Source organism: Burkholderia sp. MSMB1072 (assembly GCF_001524725.1).
In the GTDB taxonomy this organism is placed as follows: Bacteria; Pseudomonadota; Gammaproteobacteria; order Burkholderiales; family Burkholderiaceae; genus Burkholderia.
The window spans coordinates 262041-281640 of sequence record NZ_LOYC01000009.1 but is presented as its reverse complement, the minus strand read 5'-3'; the positions used below and the strand labels follow the sequence as shown (position 1 = coordinate 281640).

21 protein-coding genes are annotated in these 19600 nt (G+C 68.3%); 6 read left to right on the top strand and 15 right to left on the bottom strand.

The genetic code is table 11. From position 1 onward, the window contains the following. Positions 1 to 87 precede the first annotated feature (87 nt). Positions 88 to 591 carry a PRC-barrel domain-containing protein gene (locus WS89_RS03315; protein ID WP_059505249.1) on the top strand — a complete coding sequence of 168 codons (504 nt, stop codon included), beginning with the start codon at positions 88 to 90 and terminating at the stop codon, positions 589 to 591. A 22-nt stretch (positions 592 to 613) separates the two neighbouring features. Here WS89_RS03315 and WS89_RS03310 read toward each other — a convergent pair whose 3' ends face one another. The 4 genes from WS89_RS03310 to WS89_RS03295 all read right to left on the bottom strand — a co-directional run bounded on the left by WS89_RS03310 (position 614) and on the right by WS89_RS03295 (position 4374). Further along, positions 614 to 1240 (bottom strand): DUF4142 domain-containing protein, encoded by a 627-nt coding sequence (locus WS89_RS03310; RefSeq protein ID WP_059789721.1) that lies wholly within the window; start codon positions 1238 to 1240, stop codon positions 614 to 616. Positions 1241 to 1268: 28 nt separating this feature from the next. Next, on the bottom strand, positions 1269 to 1814 hold the full coding sequence (locus WS89_RS03305; RefSeq protein WP_059789482.1) for a hypothetical protein: 546 nt from the start codon (positions 1812 to 1814) through the stop codon (positions 1269 to 1271). A 79-nt stretch (positions 1815 to 1893) separates the two neighbouring features. Continuing rightward, positions 1894 to 2304 carry a BON domain-containing protein gene (locus WS89_RS03300; protein ID WP_059789481.1) on the bottom strand — a complete coding sequence of 137 codons (411 nt, stop codon included), beginning with the start codon at positions 2302 to 2304 and terminating at the stop codon, positions 1894 to 1896. 87 nt (positions 2305 to 2391) lie between these two features. Further along, positions 2392 to 4374, bottom strand: coding sequence for a hybrid sensor histidine kinase/response regulator (locus WS89_RS03295; protein ID WP_059789480.1), 1983 nt, complete (start codon positions 4372 to 4374; stop codon positions 2392 to 2394). A gap of 148 nt (positions 4375 to 4522) precedes the next feature. Here WS89_RS03295 and WS89_RS34145 point away from each other — a divergent pair, with 148 nt between their 5' ends. Together WS89_RS34145 and WS89_RS03290 are read left to right on the top strand one after the other, a co-directional pair. Continuing rightward, positions 4523 to 4840 (top strand): hypothetical protein, encoded by a 318-nt coding sequence (locus WS89_RS34145; RefSeq protein WP_179949835.1) that lies wholly within the window; start codon positions 4523 to 4525, stop codon positions 4838 to 4840. Beyond that, positions 4770 to 5810: a sigma-54 interaction domain-containing protein gene (locus WS89_RS03290; RefSeq protein WP_059789479.1), complete on the top strand. Its 1041-nt coding sequence runs from the start codon at positions 4770 to 4772 to the stop codon at positions 5808 to 5810. Before WS89_RS34145 ends, WS89_RS03290 begins: the two co-directional genes overlap by 71 nt. A gap of 36 nt (positions 5811 to 5846) precedes the next feature. On the opposite strand, the gene WS89_RS03285 is transcribed toward WS89_RS03290, so the two are convergent. Continuing rightward, positions 5847 to 7646, bottom strand: coding sequence for a methyl-accepting chemotaxis protein (locus WS89_RS03285; RefSeq protein WP_059505240.1), 1800 nt, complete (start codon positions 7644 to 7646; stop codon positions 5847 to 5849). A 202-nt stretch (positions 7647 to 7848) separates the two neighbouring features. After that, on the bottom strand, positions 7849 to 8103 hold the full coding sequence (locus WS89_RS03280; protein ID WP_059505238.1) for a DUF3562 domain-containing protein: 255 nt from the start codon (positions 8101 to 8103) through the stop codon (positions 7849 to 7851). A gap of 532 nt (positions 8104 to 8635) precedes the next feature. Between WS89_RS03280 and WS89_RS03275 the strand changes: the two genes are divergently transcribed. Next, positions 8636 to 9076, top strand: coding sequence for a hypothetical protein (locus WS89_RS03275; RefSeq protein WP_059789478.1), 441 nt, complete (start codon positions 8636 to 8638; stop codon positions 9074 to 9076). Positions 9077 to 9501: 425 nt separating this feature from the next. On the opposite strand, the gene WS89_RS03270 is transcribed toward WS89_RS03275, so the two are convergent. The 7 genes from WS89_RS03270 to WS89_RS33575 all read right to left on the bottom strand — a co-directional run bounded on the left by WS89_RS03270 (position 9502) and on the right by WS89_RS33575 (position 15562). Continuing rightward, positions 9502 to 10437 carry a universal stress protein gene (locus WS89_RS03270; RefSeq protein ID WP_059789477.1) on the bottom strand — a complete coding sequence of 312 codons (936 nt, stop codon included), beginning with the start codon at positions 10435 to 10437 and terminating at the stop codon, positions 9502 to 9504. 213 nt (positions 10438 to 10650) lie between these two features. Then, positions 10651 to 12033: an amino acid permease gene (locus WS89_RS03265; RefSeq protein WP_059789476.1), complete on the bottom strand. Its 1383-nt coding sequence runs from the start codon at positions 12031 to 12033 to the stop codon at positions 10651 to 10653. A gap of 443 nt (positions 12034 to 12476) precedes the next feature. Then, positions 12477 to 12695, bottom strand: a complete 219-nt coding sequence (locus tag WS89_RS34505; RefSeq protein ID WP_257128109.1) for a hypothetical protein — start codon at positions 12693 to 12695, stop codon at positions 12477 to 12479. A 31-nt stretch (positions 12696 to 12726) separates the two neighbouring features. Beyond that, a complete protein-coding gene (locus WS89_RS03260; protein WP_050011042.1) occupies positions 12727 to 13752 on the bottom strand; it encodes a DedA family protein/thiosulfate sulfurtransferase GlpE in 1026 nt (341 codons plus the stop codon). Between the two features lie 185 nt (positions 13753 to 13937). Further along, positions 13938 to 14444 carry a cupin domain-containing protein gene (locus WS89_RS03255; protein ID WP_059789475.1) on the bottom strand — a complete coding sequence of 169 codons (507 nt, stop codon included), beginning with the start codon at positions 14442 to 14444 and terminating at the stop codon, positions 13938 to 13940. A gap of 345 nt (positions 14445 to 14789) precedes the next feature. Continuing rightward, positions 14790 to 15248 (bottom strand): universal stress protein, encoded by a 459-nt coding sequence (locus WS89_RS03250; protein WP_059789474.1) that lies wholly within the window; start codon positions 15246 to 15248, stop codon positions 14790 to 14792. 152 nt (positions 15249 to 15400) lie between these two features. Continuing rightward, a complete protein-coding gene (locus WS89_RS33575; protein ID WP_156440506.1) occupies positions 15401 to 15562 on the bottom strand; it encodes a hypothetical protein in 162 nt (53 codons plus the stop codon). Positions 15563 to 15565: 3 nt separating this feature from the next. Between WS89_RS33575 and WS89_RS03245 the strand changes: the two genes are divergently transcribed. Together WS89_RS03245 and WS89_RS03240 are read left to right on the top strand one after the other, a co-directional pair. Further along, positions 15566 to 17668 carry a PAS domain S-box protein gene (locus tag WS89_RS03245; protein WP_059789473.1) on the top strand — a complete coding sequence of 701 codons (2103 nt, stop codon included), beginning with the start codon at positions 15566 to 15568 and terminating at the stop codon, positions 17666 to 17668. Further along, positions 17665 to 18312, top strand: coding sequence for a response regulator (locus WS89_RS03240; protein WP_034204855.1), 648 nt, complete (start codon positions 17665 to 17667; stop codon positions 18310 to 18312). Before WS89_RS03245 ends, WS89_RS03240 begins: the two co-directional genes overlap by 4 nt. A 66-nt stretch (positions 18313 to 18378) precedes the next feature. Here the strand turns inward: WS89_RS03240 and WS89_RS03235 are convergent, their stop codons facing one another. Together WS89_RS03235 and WS89_RS03230 are read right to left on the bottom strand one after the other, a co-directional pair. Beyond that, on the bottom strand, positions 18379 to 18783 hold the full coding sequence (locus tag WS89_RS03235) for a lysozyme inhibitor LprI family protein (protein ID WP_059505223.1): 405 nt from the start codon (positions 18781 to 18783) through the stop codon (positions 18379 to 18381). Positions 18784 to 19251: 468 nt separating this feature from the next. Next, positions 19252 to 19578 carry a DUF4148 domain-containing protein gene (locus WS89_RS03230; protein ID WP_059789472.1) on the bottom strand — a complete coding sequence of 109 codons (327 nt, stop codon included), beginning with the start codon at positions 19576 to 19578 and terminating at the stop codon, positions 19252 to 19254. Between the last annotated feature and the right edge of the window lie 22 nt (positions 19579 to 19600).

The following is a 19600-nucleotide window of genomic DNA, read 5'->3' as shown; positions in this document are numbered from 1 at the left end:
ATCCCGCGCGGCCTGCCGCCCCGGCGCAATACCCGCGCGACGAATTGGCGCGCGGGCCGGGTTGCCGCTTCGACCAGGAGGTTTTCGATGACAACGGACAAACCGTCGCGCGACGCCGCGCGCATCGTCGGCACGAATCCGCGTACGGCCGTCGGCGGCCCGGGCCCCGACGTGATGGCCGCCCGCACGCTCGAAGGCGATCGCGTGCTGACGCTGGACGGCGACGACATCGGCAAGGTCACCCACATCATGCTCGACGTGCGCGCCGGACGGATCGCATACGCGGTCGTGTCGTCGGGCGGCCTGCTCGGGATCGGCGACAAGCTGCTCGCGGTGCCGTGGAACGCGCTCGTCCTCGATGCCGAGCGCGAATGCTTCGTGCTGCCGGTCGACACCGCGCGTGTGCGCGAGGCGCCCGGCTTCGACAAGAGCCGGTGGCCGACGATGGCCGACCCCGAATGGGCCGAAGCACTGCATGCGTACTACGGCCGTTCGCCGTACTGGCTGATCGAGGAAGGCGAAACGGCGCTCGATTCGCCGCCGTACGAGGCGTCGCCGGGCGGCCCCGAAGACGGTACGCGGCAGCACTGAAGCCTGCCGGCCGGAAAGCGGTTCACTGCGCGGCGGCCACGATCTTCGCGAGTTGGCGGGAGGCGCTCAGGTGTGCGTTCAGCATCGGCAGCGTGCGGGCCGCGAATGCGCGAAGCTGCGGGTCGCGGCCGTCTTTCGCTTCGGTTTCGTAAAGCCGGACCGCCGCTTCGTGTGCGCGAGGCCCCGCCAGCGCCACGTACGCCGTATCGAACGCGCGCCCGTTCTTCGCGCGCAATGCCGTCACCGCCGGATCGACGAGCATGCGCGTCTGGACCGGCACGCCCTTTTGCGCACCGATGTGCCGCAATTCGTCCGCGATACGCGCATGGTCGTCGACCATCCGGCGGGCGAAGGCCTTCACGTCCGCGTTCGACGAGCGATCGAGCGCGAGCTGCCCGGCCTGCCGTTCCACCTTGCCGATCATGCCTGCCTTGTCGACGAACTCGGCGTCGATGCCGATCGGCCGCTGGGTCATGCCGGCCTCGTCGGCGGTCGGGCCGGGGCGCACGACGCCCGGCGCGACCTGCGCCGACGAAGCAGGCGGCGCCTGCGCATGCGAGAGCGCGAACGCCAGCGCGCCCACGGCGGCAGTCAGTACGATTGCCGCCGATCGGCGCCCGCGTGGCTTCATCCGGTCCGTTTTCGTCATCCGGGCCTCCGTATCGGGCAACGGAGCGTCACGCGGGACGATGGGCCGACGTGAAGAAATCGGTCCACTCGCCGTTGTGCCATGCGCCCTCGGTGCGCTCCACCGATAGCGCGCCGGCGGCGAGCATCGTCCGCTCCGCGAACGTGATCGTGCGCCGCGTCACGTGCGCGGCCAGCACGACGCCGTTTTCGCATTGCTTCAGCGCGCCATGCCCCTCCGGCGCATCGCCGCGCATCCGGCCGAGCGCGCCGCACAATGCGCCGACGTACCCGCCGACGAGCGGCACGCCGATCCACGCGAGCGGGGAATGAAGGCCGCCCAGATAGAGCAGCGCGGCCCCGGCGAGCCCGACGATCGCGCCGATGGCCACGCCTTCCAGCGCGCCGATGCCGCCCGGCCGCGCGGCGGAGTCCGCATAGACGTCGCCGCCGAGCCAGAACAGCGCGTGCTGTCCGGGCGGATTGAGAAAGAAGACCTTCACGTCGTCCCGATGCATGGCGTGGCCGCGCAACTGCTCCGCGCAGCGTTCTGCCTGCTCGAGCCGCGAGAAACGGCCCGCGATGATGGTGTCCATGTCGAACCTCCTGCCCGGTGACGCGCAGGACCGCGGGCGCGCGACGCCCGATCGGCCCGGCGCTGGCCCGCGCATCACGTTACTTCCGGCGGATCTGCAGCTTGTCGCGCACGCCGCTCACGCCGCTGACGTCGTGCGCGACGCGGATCGCGGTCGCGCGTTGTCGCTCGTCGGGCACGTTACCCGTCAGTTCGACCACGCGGTCGCGAACCTGCACGTCGATGTCGCCGGAGGCCAGGCCGCGTTCGGCGACGAGCGCGGCCCTGACGCGGGACGCGAGCGTCGCATCGCGGATCTGCCCCCCGACGGCCGACGCCTGGCTCGCAAGCTTCGCACGGGTGCCCTCCTCGGCCGATGCGTAGCGGGGCGTCGCGATCCATGCGCACGACAACATCAGTATGCTCGCGATCGGCACGACCGGCGTCCTGCGTCCGGTGCGTGCCGGCTCGTTGCCCGTGCCGTCGCGTCGCGTGCTTTTCGTTGGGTCCATCGCGTCTCCTTTCTCGTATGCGGCCGGACGGCCACGCGACCGGATTGCCGCGCCGCGTGTGCGTCGGTTATGCGCGGGTATGTACCGCTACCGCTCGCGCGGCTTCCCGTCGCCCATGTCGTCCGGCACGACGTCGACGATCACGCTCGCGAGCGTCGACATGTCGACCGGCTTGCACAGATACGCATCGAACCCGGCGGCAATCACCCGGCGCCGGTCGGCCTTGCCTGCATGCGCGGTCACCGCGACGACCGGCAGATGTCCGCCGCCGTTCGGCAAATGCCGGATCCGGTCCAGCAGCCAGTAACCGTCGCCGTCCGGCATCGCGAGATCCGACAGCACGACGCTCGGCTGCTGCCGCTCCACCGCGTCGAGCGCGTCGTGTCCCGACCGGGCGGTCGATACCTGCGCGCCCATGGTCTCCAGCGCCGCCGCGAGACTGGTCCGCGACGTCGGATCGTCGTCGACCACGAGTACGCGCTGACCGTCGAGCGAGACCGTATCGGCCCGGCCCTTCGCGCGCGACGGCTGCTCGACCGGATCGTCGGCGTCCCAGCCCGCGGGCAGCGTCACCGTGACGGTCGTTCCGCGCCCGGCGCCCGCGCTCGTCGCGACGACCTCGCCGCCGTGCAGCTGCGCAATGTTGCGCACGATCGACAGGCCGAGCCCGAGGCCGCGCCGGGGGGACGTGAACGCGCCTTCCGGCCGGCTGAACGTATCGAACAAGTGCGGCAGGTATTCCGGCGCAATCCCTTGCCCGGTGTCGGAGACCGACAGCCGCACGCGCTCCCCCGCGCGGGTCAGCGACACGTTGATCCGCCCGCCCGGCGGCGTGAACTTGATCGCATTCGACAGCAGGTTCGACAGGACCTGGCGCAGGCGCTCGCCGTCCGCCGGGATCACGCAGGCCGGCATCGCATACGACGTCGACAGCACGAGCCCGTTCGCCTGCGCCGTCGCGTCGAGTTCGCGCGTGGCGTCGCGCACGATCCGAACGAGATCGACCGGCACGCGTTCGAGGCGCAGCCGGCCGGTCGCGAGTGACGATGCGTCGAGCAGATCGGCGACCATGTGCGACAACGACCGCGCGCTGCGATCGATCGCGTCGACCGCCTGCTGCGCGAAGCCCTGGCCGTCGGCGTTGCGCAGTACCTCGACCCAGCCGTAGATCACGTTCAACGGCGTGCGCAGTTCGTGCGACACCGTCGCCAGCAACTCGTCCTTCAGCCGGTTCGACGTGTCGGCCTGCATGCGCGCGTCGCGTGCGCCGCGCAGCGAGCGAAGGTTGTAGCGTTCGTTGCGGCGGCGTTCGCCTGCTTCGCGCAGCGTCAGCGACAGGCCCGCGCAGCGATCCTGCGCGTCGACGATCGGCGAGGCGACGAAGGTGGCGCGAAAACGGCCGCCGTCGCGGCGCACGCACAGTACGTCGAGCGGCCCGACCGGCGCGCGCAGGTCCGCGAACGACGCGGGCACCGCATGCCGGCGCAGCCAGCGCGGCGCGATCATCGTGACGACGTCGCGTCCGTTCGCCTCGGCCGTATCGATGCCGAAGATTCTTGCCGCGGCCGGATTCCAGCTGGTGATCCTGCGCTGCGCATCGGTCCCGACGATCGCATCGGGCGACGCATCGACCACGCGGCGCAGCAGCGCGTCGTCGGACACGCCGGCGACGGACGACGGCTCACGGTGCGGCGGGTACGGATCGCCGTCGTCGTCATCGATCTCGCGCAAACGATCGTTCGCGAGCAGCGGCTTCACCGTCGTCACCAGCACGCATTCGGCGAAACCGATCGCGACGAACGCGCCGGCTTGCGCGAGCAGCGTCGCCAGCGACGCGTCGCGCCACCACAATGCGGCGATCACGCCGACGCTCGCGGCGGTCGCGACAAGGCCGCCGGCGAGCGACGTCAGCCATGCGGCGGCGGCCACGCCGGCGTAAAAAGGCAGCGGCGCAAACGGCGCGTGCTTGCCGACAGCCTGAATCGCCCACGCCTGCAGCGCGGACGCCACCCCGACGGCCAGCACGATCCATGCACCCTGCCGGAGCAGCTCACGGGTCATAGTCCTCATTGCATCCTTGCATCGCGCCGGCTCCCGTCGGGTGCGGGGGGATGCCGCGTTTCGACCATCCGGCATCCCGTCGAGCGCACCGGGCGAGCAGGAACGCGTCAGCAAACGACGTACCCGGTGCTGGCCAAGGTCGTGCTCGCGGCAACGCATGGCCGCGCCCTACGCCCGCGTGGGGAGACGGGCCGGCAGTTGGGTGTCGGCATCGTCGCGCGTACCGCGGCACCGTATCGACAACCGCTTTTTTCATCGGATTTCTGTAAAAAAGTGCGGGGCGCAATCCGAACGCGGCGTCGCGTCGACGGCGCGCGACCGGCCCGATGGCCCGTTTCTGTCGGTCATGTCGCGCGCATTGGAATTTTCTATTCCGCGGCACCTTCGCGGCCGTTTCGCTGTCGATGATAAATATTGCAAGCAACGGAACCTGCGATGCCGTTTTTCAAAACGGCCCACGAACGCCTATGGGTGAATCCGCAAACCGGACGAAGCAGCGCGCGGACAGTCGCCGGTTGTCCGGCCGGTCCGCCGCGATGCGCACGCTGCTCGGCCGTATCGAGAAAATCGCGCCGACCCGCGCGAGCGTGATGATTGCCGGCGAAAGCGGGGTCGGCAAGGATATCGTCGCGCGGCGGCTGCACGATCTCAGCGCGCGGCATGACGGCCCGTTCGTGCCCGTGAACTGCGGCGCGATTCCGCCCGAGCTGGCCGAGGCGCAATTGTTCGGGCACGAGAAAGGCAGCTTTACCGGCGCGACCACGCAGCGCGAAGGGTTCTTCGAAGCCGCGCGCGGCGGCACGCTGCTGCTCGACGAAATCGCGGAAATGCCCGCGGCGCTGCAGGTGAAGCTGCTGCGCGCGATCGAGTCGAATACGATCGTGCGCGTGGGCGGCACCGAATCGATTCCGCTCGACGTGCGGTTCGTGTCGGCCACCCGCCACAATCCGGCCGACGCCGTGCGCGACGGCCGGCTGCGCGAGGACCTGTTCTACCGGCTCGCCGCGTTCGCGATCTACGTGCCGCCGCTGCGTCAGCGCGACGGCGACGTCGAGACGATCGCGCAGGAATTCGTCGACACGCTGAACGAGCGGCATCGCTCGCACAAGCGGCTGACCGGCGCGGCGATCGCCGCGTTGCGCGCGTATTCGTGGCCAGGCAACGTGCGCGAACTGCGCAACACGATCGAGCGCGCGTACCTCTTGTCCGACGAAGGCATCGAGATCGCGTTGCCGAAGCAGCCGATGCCGGCAGTCGACAGCACGTCGGAAGGCGCGATGGCGCTGCCGCTCGGCGCGACGCTGCACCATGCGCAGCAGCGCTTCATCGTGGCGACGCTGCGTCACTTCGACGGCAACAAGCCGCGCGCGGCCAAGGCCCTCGGCATCAGCCTGAAGACGCTCTACAACCGGCTCGCGCTGATGCGCGACCAGGGCGGCTCGTGAGCATCGCGGGCCGTACGCCGCGGGCCGCCGGCCGCGTCAGGCGACCTTGAACTGCCCGACCGTCGTCGCCAGCGCGTTCGCCTGCGATTGCAGCGCGGTAGCCGCCGCGGTCGACTGTTCGACGAGCGCCGCGTTCTGCTGCACCATTTCGTCGAGCTGGCTGACGGCGCGGTTCACTTCCTGGATGCCGCGCGTCTGCTCGTTCGCCGCGTGCGTGATCTCGGAGATGATGGTCGTCACGTTCGACACGTTGGACACGATCTCGCGCATCGTGTCGCCGGCCTGGCGCACCTGCCCCGATCCGGCCGACACGCTCGCGACCGTCGATTCGACCAGCACCTTCACTTCGCGCGCGGCCTGCGCGCTGCGTTGCGCCAGGCTGCGCACTTCCTGTGCGACGACCGCGAAGCCGCGGCCCTGTTCGCCCGCACGGGCCGCTTCGACGGCCGCGTTCAGCGCGAGGATGTTGGTCTGGAACGCGATCCCGTCGATCACGCCGATGATGTCGCCGATCCGGCCCGACGCTTCCTCGATCTTCCCCATCGTCGCGACGACGTCCGACACGACCACGCCGCCGTGCGACGCGATCCTCGACGCGGCCGCCGCGCGTTCGTCGGCCTGGCTCGCGGCTGCCGCCGACTGGCCGACGGTCGCGGTGATCTCTTCCATCGACGCCGCGGTTTCCTCCAGGCTCGCCGCCGCCGATTCGGTACGCGACGACAGGTCCTGGTTGCCCGCCGCGATCTCGTTCGCGGCCGTGCGTACCGATTCGCTCGCGTCGCGGATCTGGCGCATCACGTCGTTCAGCTTGTCGACGAAACTGTTGAACGAGCGCGCGATGTCGGCGACTTCGTCGCGGCCGTCGGCCGGCAGGCGCTGCGTCAGGTCGCCCGCGCCCGAGCCGATCGCGGCCATCGCCTGGCGCACCTGCGACAGGCGGCGGAACGCGGTCGCGGTGATCGCGCCGATGATCAGCGACGCCACGCCGACGATCACGATCAGCGTCATCAGCGACGCGGTCAGCAGCGAACGCATCCCGGCCGTCGCTTCGGTCTTGTCGAGCAGCACCAGCGCGTACCAGTCGGTGCCCGGCACCGGTTTCGCGCGCACCAGCTTCGCGTCGCCGCCGACGCCGACCTCGACCGGTGCGCTCGCCGCCGCGATCGATGCAACGCCCAGCGAGCCGAGTTCGGGCGATACGTCGGCAACCGGCTTCAGCGTGAGCTTCGCGTCCGGGTGCGCGACGACGTGGCCGCTGCTGTCGATCAGCATCCCGAAGCTGGCCGGCGTCGGTCGGATCGACTTGACGTTGGCGATCACGCTGTCCATCGACACGTCCGCGGCGACGACGCCCTTCAGCGCGCCGTCGCGCAGGATCGGCACCGCGAACGTGACGACGAGGTTGCCCGTGCCGGCATCGACGTACGGCGGCGTGACGACCGGCTTGCCGGCCTGTGCGGCCTGCTTGTACCACGGCCGGCCGGTCGGGTCGTAGTCGGGCGGGATGCCGGTCGGGTCGGAGAAGTGGAACGCCTTGTCGGCGTAGCCGGCATAGACGTTCGTGAAGCCGCCGGCCGCGGCCATCTGCTTGAACACCGGCAGCGGATCGGGCGTCAGCGCGGCATCCTGCAGCGACGCGATCATTCGGCTGCGGGTGGCGACCCAGTCGGCGATTCCGACCACGTGGCCGCTGGCGACCGAGGTCAGATTGCGGTCGATCGCGTCGTCGTTGTACGAGCGCGCGATGAAATAGTTGATCAGCGTCGTGGCGACGAGCGCGAATACGACGATGGCGACGCACGCGGCGAGGATGCGGGCGCGAATGGACGAGAACATGGCAACGACTCGGTAAGGGAGCGGGAACGCCCGGTGGACGAATTCACCGGGTAAACGGCAAATCGCGCCGCTTACTTGAGGTCGTTGTGACAATTCGTTGAAACGTATGACGAAACGCGCCGGCGACTGTCGGCGGATCGTCAGGATGGCCGGGTTCGACGGGGGGGCCTCGCGCCGGTCCCGGCGCCCCGGCCGCTATCTGCTACAGCCGATGCCTCGGACGCGGATCGGCGTCCGCGGGTGCGTCGTCGGCCCGGGTGTCGCGGTCGAAATCGTCCTTCTGGCGCATCCGTTCGCGCAGGTGCCGGATCGCGAATACGTGAATGTAGTCGTGCACGCGTGCATCGGACGACAGCGCGCGCACTTCGTCGTCGAGCATCGCACGCAACTGATCCGCGCCGATCGCGCGCCGTTCGGCGGCTTCCTTGAGTGAATCGAGCAAATTGTCCTTGGACATCGACAGACTCCTGACGGTCGAGGAACGAAAAAGATGACGGTACTGGAAGCTTAAAGACTAGGACAGACGCGCGGCGTACGATGCGCCGGCGCGTGTTTGCGCGCGATCAACGGCACGTTGCGTGCCGCCGTGCGGGTCCGTTTTCCGAATCGGCCGCGCAGCGTTCGTCGTGCACATGGCCCGCGAACGATACTGAACCCTGTCACGCCACCCCGGGGCGCGGCACTGGCGACGGGCGGCAAGTGGAACGCCGCGCGACGCCGATGCAGTGGGGAAACTTAGACCGTCCGAAATCATGCGTCAAGCGCGCTGCCATTCGTCGGACGAACGCGCCGGATCGGCCGGTCGGCCGCCGCGCGTGTCAGCGGATTCCGATACGCGTCGCGCAATTTCCTGACAGAGACTTCAGCGCGCGCCGCTTGGCAGTGCGCCATCGCCACACGATACTGATCACATGAACCAGGCGTTTATACCCGAACATCGCTCAGCCGGCCATCGAGCCGGCACGCGGGGTTCGGCGCAGGAGACCACCATGGCACATCGCAACTTACCGGGCCACGGCCAGCGGCGCGCGTCGAGCAACGCGCACGCCCTGCCCGACCGCACCGCGTCGGCCGGCAACCGTCCGTCCGACGACCTTGACACCTTGCTCGCGCTCGCACGCGAGGCCGGGTTGCTCGTCACGCTCGACGGGCAGATCGGCCGCGAAAAGTATCAGAGCGTCGTGGGGTCGGTCCTCGCTTTGCAGCGGTTCGCCGCGGCACTCCACGCACGAAACGCAGCCGACGCGGCCGACGCACCAGCCAGGTCGGAGCCGCGTCGCAAGGCCCGCCCAGGCTGGCCGCATGCGAATCGTTTGCGCAACCGCACGTGGAGCGCATGCGCACCGCTCCATGTCGTGCGTCCGCATGCGCGGGTACGACGCGGCGCGGGCCGCCGGCACGACCTGCGATCGATGCTTCGTGTGCTGTGACCGGCGTACGTAAACGACGCACGGCACGGAGCCGCGCAATGGCTGCGCGCGATGACGCGCCACTCGACGCGGCCCCATTCAAGATCGTTCCTGCGGGGAAGCGAATTCGACGGGGCCATGCGGAAAGCGGACGGGGTGACTTGCACCCCGCCCGTCCTCCAAGGCAACCGTCGGTTGCCTACCCTCGTGCCAGAGAGTTCCCGGTCGGATGACGCGCCGGACAAACACGTGGCGCCGCTCCTGAAAACGATGTGACGGCGGCGAGTGCGGCAGCGATCGCTTCCTGCATGCAGGCGCGGTCGGGAATCGCACATGCACGACGGGCCAGCCGCGTCGCCGGACGTTTCGTCACTGTCTCACGCGATGTGCGCCGCGTTTCTGATGCAGGTCAATCCAAATCCGCTTCGATCGCGACAACGCGGGATTCATTCCGCGCCACGCACCAGCAGCACGGGCACCTGCGCGAGATGCGCGACCCGCCGCGCGACGCTGCCGATCAGCCAGGCGGCGATGCCGCGACGGCCATGCGTGCCGACCACCAGCAGCTCCGCCCGCCAGTGCACGGCCTCGCGCATCAGCGCATGAGCCACGTCGTCGCTGGTCGGACGCGTTTCGACGATGCCGCGCTTGGTCGGATTGCCCGTCGCATGGAGCAGCGGGCCGATCTTCGCGAGCGCATCCTCGCCTTCCGCGCGGTACGCATCCTCGAGCGCGCGCACCGGCACGACATCGGTCAGGCGAACCGCGCGATCGATCACGTACGTCGCATACAGCAACGTCGTCGGCGCCGCGAAGCCGAGCCCGACGCGCAGCGCGTGCAGCGACGGCTCGCTGCCGTCGACCGCGAACATCAGCCGCTGCAGGGCGCCGTCCGACGGCCGTGCATAGGTGCCGGGCACAATCAGCAGCGCACAGCGCGCGCGTTTCGTCAGCGTGTCCGACATCGCGCCTTCGAGGAGCCGCAACAACCCGTGATGCGGGTTCGCGCCGATCGCCAGCACGTCCGCGCGCCACGTCGACGTATCGTTCACCAGGGCGTCCGCCACCGAGCCGCCCGTGACCGACGTATCGACGACCGTTCGTTCAACGTCGACGCCGCTGTCGGCGAACAGCGCCGCGATGCGCTCGCAGGTGGCTTGCGCTTCGCGCATCATGTCCTCGCGCGCGGACGTCAGCAGCGCGTCGATGCGCGGAATGTCGGGCAACACGAGGCGCGGATTGTCGATCGCGCACACGATGCGCAATCGCATGCCGGGACACAGCAGCGTGCGCACGTAACGTGCGGCGGTCAGCGATTCTGGCATCGGATCGACGGCCAGCGCGATCCGCGCGAGCGTCGGGATGGACTGGGCAGGCTGCATGGCGAAGGTCTCCGTGCGTGCACGTCGTCGCTGGACGACGACGGGGGCTTCGCGCGGCAGCGGCGCTGCCGCGGTCGGACAGCCGCCGTGGCCGCAGGATCGGCGGACTGTCACGCGAAGCGCGGACAAGCAATGCGTTCGATCAGCATAGGCCGTCCGGCTTGCGCGTGCATGATCGCGATCAACGATCGTGCGGCACCCTGCCTGCGCCGCTTATGGCTTCGTCGGCATCGACGCGGCCGGACGGTTCGCATGGAACAGCGCGTACGCGATGCCGAGCAGCACGATCCACACCGGCCCGATCACGAGCGCGACGCGCGTATCGGGCGTAAACGCCATCAGCACGACGACCAGCACGAGAAAGCCGAGCGCGACGAACGAACCGAGCGGATAGAACGGCACGCGGATCGGCAGGCGCGCGATCTTGTCGGCCGACAGCGTGCGGCGAAAACGCATCTGCGCGATCAGGATCACGCACCACGTCCAGATCGCGCCGAACGTCGATACCGACGTGAGCCACGTGAACACGTGCTGCGGCGCGAGATAGTTGAGCAACACGCCGATCAGCAGCAGCGCGACCGACACGGCCACACCGTACACGGGCACGCCGCTGCGATTCACGCGACCGAGCGCGGCCGGCGCCTGGCCCTGCTGCGCGAGGTTGTAGAGCATCCGCGCGGTGCTGAACAGGCCGCTGTTGCACGACGACAGCGCCGCGGTCAGCACGACGAAGTTGATGATGCCGGCGGCGGCCGGAATGCCGAGCCGCGAGAACGTCATCACGAACGGGCTGCCCTGCGTGCCGATCCGGTCCCACGGATAGAGCGACATGATCACGAACAGCGCGCCGATGTAGAAAATCAGCACGCGCCAGAACACCGAATTCACGGCCTTCGTCAGCGACTTCTCCGGGTTGCGCGCCTCGCCGGCCGTGAGGCCGAGCATCTCGACGCCGAGATACGCGAACATCACGATCGGCAGCGCGGCGATCACGCCGTTGATCCCGTTCGGCATGAAGCCGCCGTGCGACCACAGGTTCGAGATGCCGGTCGCGACACCGCCGTTGCCGATGCCGAATGCGATCATCAGGCCGCCGCCGACGATCATCAGCACGATCGTGACGATCTTGATCAGCGCGAACCAGAATTCGAATTCGCCATACAGCTTGACCGCGATGAAGTTCACCGAGCCCATCGCCAGGAGCGCCGCGAGCGCCCAGATCCAGTTCGGCACGCCGGGGAACCACATGTGCATGTAGACGCCGACCGCCGTGATTTCCGCCATGCAGGTTACGATCCACACGAACCAGTAGGTCCAGCCGGTCAGATAGCCCGCGAGCGGGCCGAGGTAGTCGCGCGCATAGCGGCTGAAGGCGCCGGCGACCGGGTTGGTGATCGCCATCTCGCCGAGCGCGCGCATGATCAGGAAGATCGCGAGGCCGCCCAGCAGGTAGGTCAGCAGGATGGCCGGGCCGGCCGTGCGGATCGCGGTGGCCGAGCCGAGGAACAGGCCGACGCCGATCGTCGCGCCGAGCGCCATCAGGTTGATGTGCCGTTCTTCCAGCCCGCGGTGCAGCTGGTCTTCTGGTTGTTTCAAATTCGTCTCCTGGCAGCCGCGAGCGGGCCGCCGTCATTGTGTCGATGACAATGCGCGACCGCCGATTTCGGCAGCCGAAAACGAAATAATCCCCGTTGTCGATTTCCGAATGAGAAACGACACGGATGCCGCGTCAATTCGGTTGGAATTGCTGCGGATTATCCGCATTTCCCGGAACAGTCCGGATATACGGATAGGGCCTTTCATGGAATACACCCGACCGACCCGCGCGACGCGGCTGTGCGCGTGACGAGCGGCAACGGGATTCATCGCTTTCGGCGCGAACGAACGCGCGTCGAATGTGCGCAATCGAGCGCACGCAATATGCAGGCGGGATTATAGGGAGGATCGGCGGTTTCACGCCAGGCGATTTTGGGGAAAATCGCGGTGGGTGAAAGCGGTGGTTGGATTCGAATGCGCGCGGCGGGCGCGCATTCTTGAGTTCAGACCTCGATATACGAGACCGACTGCGACGCCACCAGCTTCGGCGGCGTCGGACATGCGCACCGACAGAGGTCGTCGCTGAGGGCTTTGCTATCACCCGCATACACGAAGTCGTCGCCGATCTGCTCGCGAATGCAGGCCAGTTTCGCCTCCCCGATGAGATTCATATCGCCACTGGTAGCGATGACGCGATCGAACAGACCAAGATGCGCGCTCACACGCTCAGCGATACCAGCAACGCCGGCTGCATCACTTCGACAACGTCGCCCGCACCGTATACTCGCCTTCCAGCCCACCCTGCTCCGGCCGCACGAAATACCGCGACGAATCGAGATCCGCCGGCAATGGCTCGACCGGATAACCGTGCTTTTCCCACGCGTCGAGCCCGCCCTTCAGCGCCCGGATGTTGTGGATCATCTTCTTGCGCTGCATCTTCGCGATCAGCCGCTTCGCGGTCGCCTCGTTCGGGCACACGCAATAGACGACGATCGGCCGTTTCAGCACTTCCGGATCGAGCAGGTCCGGCGAATCGAGATCGACCGGCACCGCGCCGGCAATCCGGTACGGCTCGCGTTCGCGAATCGCCTTCGGACGCGCATCGAAGATCAGCGGCGGTTCGTCGGACGTCATCATCTCCACGAGCTGCGGCGGCGAGATGCGCACCTGCGCGAGATAGCGGCGGAACTGCACGCGACGCACCCAGCGGTACAGCAGGAACGTGATGAAGATCGCGAGAAACGCGTCGAGAATCGTGCCGCCGCTCGCGCGCACCCACAGCACGAACTGGACGATCTGGTCGTGAATGGCCGCGCCGCCGATCAGCCAGAACGCCGCCCACAGCGATGCGCCCGCCAGATCCCAGAACAGGAATACGCCGATGCCGATCGCGGTCGTGCCGAGCAGCGGCGCCGACACGAGGCCGAGGCCCGGCAGGAATTTCGACAGCACGAGCAGCGGCGCGCCGTACCTTTCGAATACGTTGCGCGCGAAACGCAGCGTCGTGTCGAGCGACAGCGAGAAGCGTACGAGACCGTTCAGCAGGCGCCGGCCGCGCGTGCGGCCCATGAAGAACCAAAGGGAATCGGCCAGCATCGTCGCGCCGATCGCCGCCGCGAACATGCTGACCCAGGACGCCTGCCCCATCGCCGCCATCGTGCCGCCGAGAATCAGCATCGGCACGGCCGGCACCGGCACGCCGAGCTGCGTGATCAACACGCTCGCGAACACGGCCCACGGGCCGAGCGACGATGGAATAGCGATGGGAAAGTGCCACACGGCGGCGCTCCTGGAAGACATGCGGGCCGCGCGACAGGGCCGTCGGTACGGCGGCGCAACGGCCGCCGCGGCACGTCCGCGATCGACCGATGCATCATGCGCATTCTAAACGGGTTTGGCCTCGCTCGCGCGGAACACCGGCCGGCGGCGCGGGCTCTGCGCGCGGCGTGACGCGACCGCGACGGTCACACGTCGGAGCGCGGCGCGAGTTGTGCGACATGTTCCGCGTAGTCGGGAAACTCGGCCGCCAGCGCGGCCGCATCCGCCAGCTCGAACTCCGCGAACTCGAATCCGGGCGCAACGGTGCAGCCGACGAGCGCGACATGCTCCGGCGACGCGCAGCGCGCGCCGAACCAGCTTCCGGCCTGCACGACCGTCTGGAACACGGTGCCCGGATGGGTGAGCGGGTTGCCGAGCCGGTGGATCGTCAGTCCGTCGCGCGCATCGAGCACCCACACTTCGATCGGATCGCCCGCGTAGAAATGCCAGACCTCGTCGGAGCGGATGCGATGCCACGACGAATACGCGCCGTCGCACAGCAGGTAGTAGATCGCGGTCGACGCGGCACGCGGCGCGCCGTCGGCCGGGCGCACGACCGACTCGGTCGCGCGGTAGGTTTCACGGAAATAGCCGCCTTCGGGATGCGGCTGCAGGTCGAACTGGCGAATCAGGTCGGTCGCGGAAATCGGCATGGCAGATGACGTCGGTAAGGTAGAAAACCGGCATCCGGCCGACTGTCCGATCGCGATTCATGCGCCCGGGTGCCGCCGGATGCCCCTGCGTCGATCGTCGCGGCCATGCGCGTGGCGATCGAGCGGACACCGGCCGATGCTGCCAGAACTGCATGCCGGGATGCAACTGCGGACGCGCAATCGCGCATCGACGATGCGTATCGGCGATGCTCGCCGCGCCGTGTTGGGCGATTCGACGACGCAGCACACCTGCTCACGCAAGAAGTCCGGAATGCCGCGCGTCAGCCCGCCAACGGCGAGCGCCGGTGCCGCATCGACCCGCCGTACCGCGCCGTACCGCGTCGGTCATGCAGCCGCCGACGTGCCCGCCTCGTCGTGCCGTACCAGCAGCACCGGCCGGTCGGCCGCACGCAGCAGCGATTCCGCCACGCTGCCGAGCAACAGCCTGCGCAGGCCGTGCCGCCCGCTCGTGCCCATCACGATCAGATCGGCGTCGGCTTCGGCCGCGGTACGCATCAGCACCGTCGCGATGTCCTCGCCGTACGCGTCGAGCGCACGCACCGTGCCTCGCACATGCTGCTGCGCGAGCATCGCTTTCGCTGCATCGAGTACCGGCGTCGCGGCAACATCGCCGTCGTGCTCGGCGGCGAAGCCGGCGTCGACGTCGACGAGCTGCGGCCGATGTTCGACGACGTACGCACAGGTCACTTCGCCGCCGGACGCCATCGCAATCCGGATCGCCTCGTTCAGCGCGAGACGCGCGCTCGGGCTGCCGTCGAGCCCGACGAAAATCCGCTTGTACATGGTCCGTCCCTCCGACCGGGCGGGCGTCGCGCGTTGCGCAACGCCTGCCCGTCATCGCAAGCCGGCCCGGCGCCGGCTTGCCTGCCGAACAGTCTGCCCCACGTGCCCGCGCGTGCGTTGACGCGCGTCAACCGCGGCCGGCGCGCGCTGCTTCACGCGTTTGCCGCAATTTCAACCGACCCCATTACAAAAAACGTGTAAAACGCGCACAATTTCATCTTGAAAATAATCGTTGCATGCAGCCGGTGCGAGTTTTCCCCGGTTTTGCCGCGCTGCCCGAGTGCCCCGGGTAGTCCGAACAACAGAATGGCCATCGAATGACCGCCAGTGGAACCCCGACGCGGGACGCCCGAGGGCCCACGCGCCTTCAGATCATGTTACGCCAGCCACTCGCGGCCGGCGTCGTTACGCTGTGCGCGGGTGCGGTGCTATCGCTCGGTGTCGCGCTCGTGGTGCGCGAGCAGTGGCAAGGCGCCGTTCACACGCGTTTCGAACGCCGCACGACGCACGTGACCGCGATGCTGCGGCATGAACTGCAGGCCGGTGCCGCCGTACTCGAAGGCGCGCGCGGCGCGTTCGGCCTCGTGCCGGACATGACGCCCGGCCAATGGCGCCGGTATGCGGAAACGCTCGATCTCGACAGCGGCCACTCGCCGGTCCGGCAGATCGGCTATGCGCCGCTGACGCCCGCGGCGCGCGGTGCGCTGGCCGGCACGAAGCCGCTGCCGGCCGATGCGCTCGCGGCAGCGACGCTCAGCGCCCCGGCATCGAACGCGCCGGTCGTGCGCTTCGGCGCGTTCGACGCGGCGCCGCTCACGCGTGCGCTGCGGACCGGCGACATCGCGCTCGGCGTCCACCCCGCCGACGACGACACCTCCCGCGACGCGCGCACCCTGACGTTGTTCCTGCCCGTGACGACCTCGCCGCTGGCCGCCGCCACGCCGTCCGGCACGCGCGAGGCCGGCGCCGACGGGATGCTGTTCGCGGCGCTGAGCGCGCGGCGCCTTGTCGAGCGCGCACTCGACGCGGAACGCGGGATCGATCTGCGGATGACCGCCGGCGACGATTCGCGCGCGATCGTCAGCGTCGAGACGACGACCGACGAAGCGTCGGCGTCGCCCGACCTGATGCGGCGCACCGACGTGCTGAATTTCGGCGGCACCGCGCTGACGCTCGCCTATTCCGCGGACGGCCGGCCGAGCGCGACCGGCGCGCAGCGTGCGGCCGGCACCGTGCTCGCCGCCGGGCTGATCGCGTCGTTCGGGTTCGCGGCGCTCGTCCATGCGCTGCTGCGCGGGCGCGCCGATGCCGGCGCGAGCAGCCGCGGCATCCTCAACGAAGCGCGGATGATGGGCATCATCCGTTCGTCGATGGAAGCGATCATCACGATCGACGAAACGCAGAAGGTCGTGATCTTCAATCCGATGGCCGAACAGGTGTTCGGCGTGTCCGCGATGGAGGCGATCGGTGCGCCGCTGTCGCGCTTCATTCCCGAGCGGTTCCGCGCCGCACATGCGAAGCACGTCGACCAGTTCGGCGTGACGGGCGTGTCGGAGCGGCAGATGGGCCGCCAGCGCGTGCTGTTCGGGCTGCGGGCCAACGGCGAGGAATTCCCGATCGAAGCGTCGATCTCGCAGATCCGCGACGCGTCGGGCAAGCTTTATACGGTGATGCTGCGCGACATCACCGAGCGGCAGCGGGCCGAGAACGCGCTGAAGCAATCGCGCGAGGAATTGCGCGAATTGTCCGCGAACCTGCAGAACGTGCGCGAAGAGGAAAAGACCCGCATCGCGCGCGAGCTGCACGACGACCTCGGGCAGCAGCTCACCGCGTTGAAGATGGACCTGTCGGTCGTCGAGCAGCAATTGCGCATGCCCGGCCGCGCGCAGCCCGACGAAGGCGTGCAGATGCATCTGCAAGGCATGCGACGGCTGATCGACGCGACGGTCGCGTCGGTGCGGCGCATCGCGGCCGACCTGCGGCCGGTGATGCTCGACGATCTCGGCCTCGTGCCCGCGATCGAATGGCTCGCGAACGATTTCACGAACCGCTACGGAATCGACGTGGAGCGTCACATCGAAACGGGCGGCCTCACGTTCACCAGTACGGGCGCGACCACGCTGTTCCGCATCGTCCAGGAAGCGCTGACGAACGTCGCGCGTCATGCGGATGCGACGCGCGTGACGTTGCGGCTCGACATCGAGGAAGGCTTTTGCGTGCTGCGCGTCGCGGACAACGGCCGCGGCGCGGCGCCCGGCGGTCCGGCCCACGAGGACAAGTCGTTCGGCCTGATCGGCATTCGCGAACGCGCACACATGCTGGGCGGCACCGTGACGATCGACACCGCGCTCGCGCGCGGCTTCTCGATTACCGTCGCGTTTCCGCTCGGCACCGTTCAACAGGACACGCTCATCACATGATCAAGGTGCTCATCGCCGACGACCATACGCTCGTACGCGACGGTCTGCGGCACATCCTCCAGAACGCCACCGGTTTCGAGGTGGCCGGCGAAGCCTGCGACGGCCCGTCGACGATCGCGCTGGTGCGTGCGACGCCCGCGCAGGTACTCGTGCTCGACTTGTCGATGCCGGGCCGCAACGGCGTCGAGCTGATCAAGCAGATCAAGGACGAGAAACCCGCGCTGCGCGTGCTGGTGCTGACGATGCACGCGGAGCAGCAATACGCGGTGCGTGCGTTCCGCGCAGGCGCGTCCGGCTATCTGACGAAGGAAAGCGCGAGCGCGGAGCTGGTCGGCGCGGTCGCGAAAGTGGCGTCGGGCGGCGTCTACGTGAGCCTCGCGATGGCCGAGCAGTTCGCGCAGAGCCTGAACGAGCCGGCCGAAACGCTGCCGCACCAGCGGCTGTCCGACCGCGAATTCGACGTGTTCCGGCGAATCGCCGCCGGCCAGACGCTGACCGAGATCGCGAATGCGCTGTGCGTGAGCGCGAAGACGGTCAGTACTTACAAGACACGGATTCTCGAAAAGATGCAGATGCCGCACGAAGCGGCGCTCGTGCGTTACGCGATGCGGCACAAGCTGCTCGACGAAACGGACGACGTGTAACGGCGACGTGTAACGGACGACGTCTAGCCAGTGTAGTGCGGGCCTCGACGGGCCCGCGCGTGATCGTTACTTCGCGGGCACCGGGCACGCGAGGTCGCCCTCCTCGCAGGACAGATAGCCCTTCAGCGTTTCGGTGCGCGCTTTCGTCAAATCGTCGAGGCAGGTCGATACGACCATCGGATACGCACTGCCGCCCTCGGCATTCGCGCTCGAGAAATGGCATTCGGCATCGCGGTACGCGATCCACGCGCGCTGTGCATTCACGAGCTTGTCGGCAAGCGGACGCGCATCGCGCAGGCGCGCGGTGACGGCCTGGTAAGTCCGGTTCAGTTCCCCGTCGGATTTCTTGTACGCGCGATCGGCACACGCCGTCATCGTCGCCTGATCCGTCGCGTCCGCACAATTCGCCTGCGCATGGGCGACGCTCGCCACCAGCGCCAGCGAGCCCAGCAGACCGGTCAAGACACGCATGGATGCTCCTTGTTGTTCGTTGAAGTTGGGAACCCGGTGCCCTGCGGCGCCCCGTGTGGATTGGCCGCGCTCCCCGCGGCAACATCGACCGCGATGCTAGCGCACGCGCGGCGGATTGTCAGCGGGGGCCGGGGTTGCAGCCGGACACTCGCTCGGGAACGATTGCGCATGCACCGTAATCACGGTCTCGGGTGCTGCGGGTGGTCGCGGTCGATTGGCCACGGATCTTGCTCGAACGAACCCATGGAAAGAGAGACTTCCCGGCGTCGGCCCGAACGAACCCATGGGAAGAGAGACCTCCGGCATCGGCAAATATCGGATTGCCCGGCCGACGATTTCGCCCGCCGTGTGCGCCGGTTCGCTGAGCTTCGTATCATGGAAAAAGCCCGCACTCGGAACTGAACCGAGTGCGGGCTTTCTCGATACGACGTCAGCCGCGGCCTTCAAGGCCGCGAAACGACGGCTGGCTTAGTGGCCAAAATACACCGACGAGCGGTCGCTCGCGGCCGGCACGACCGCGCGCTGGCCCGACTGCGACGTCGCGACCGGGTTCGAACCGTAGCCGGTTGCGTCGGCTTGCGCACCGGCGTTCTGCGCGGCGATCTTGGCCTGGGCGGCCTGGATGTTTTCCGGATAGTTCATCCAGTCGTTCGGGTTGTAGCCGGCCTTTTCGAGCTGGACCAGCTCGGCGCGCACTTGCGCGCGGGTCAGCGGCTGCTGGTTCGATTGGGCAAACGAGACGACCGGTGCGGCCACCAGGGCGGCCAGTGCAACTGCCTTGATCAGCGATTTCATGATGCGTTACCTCCGGGATTGT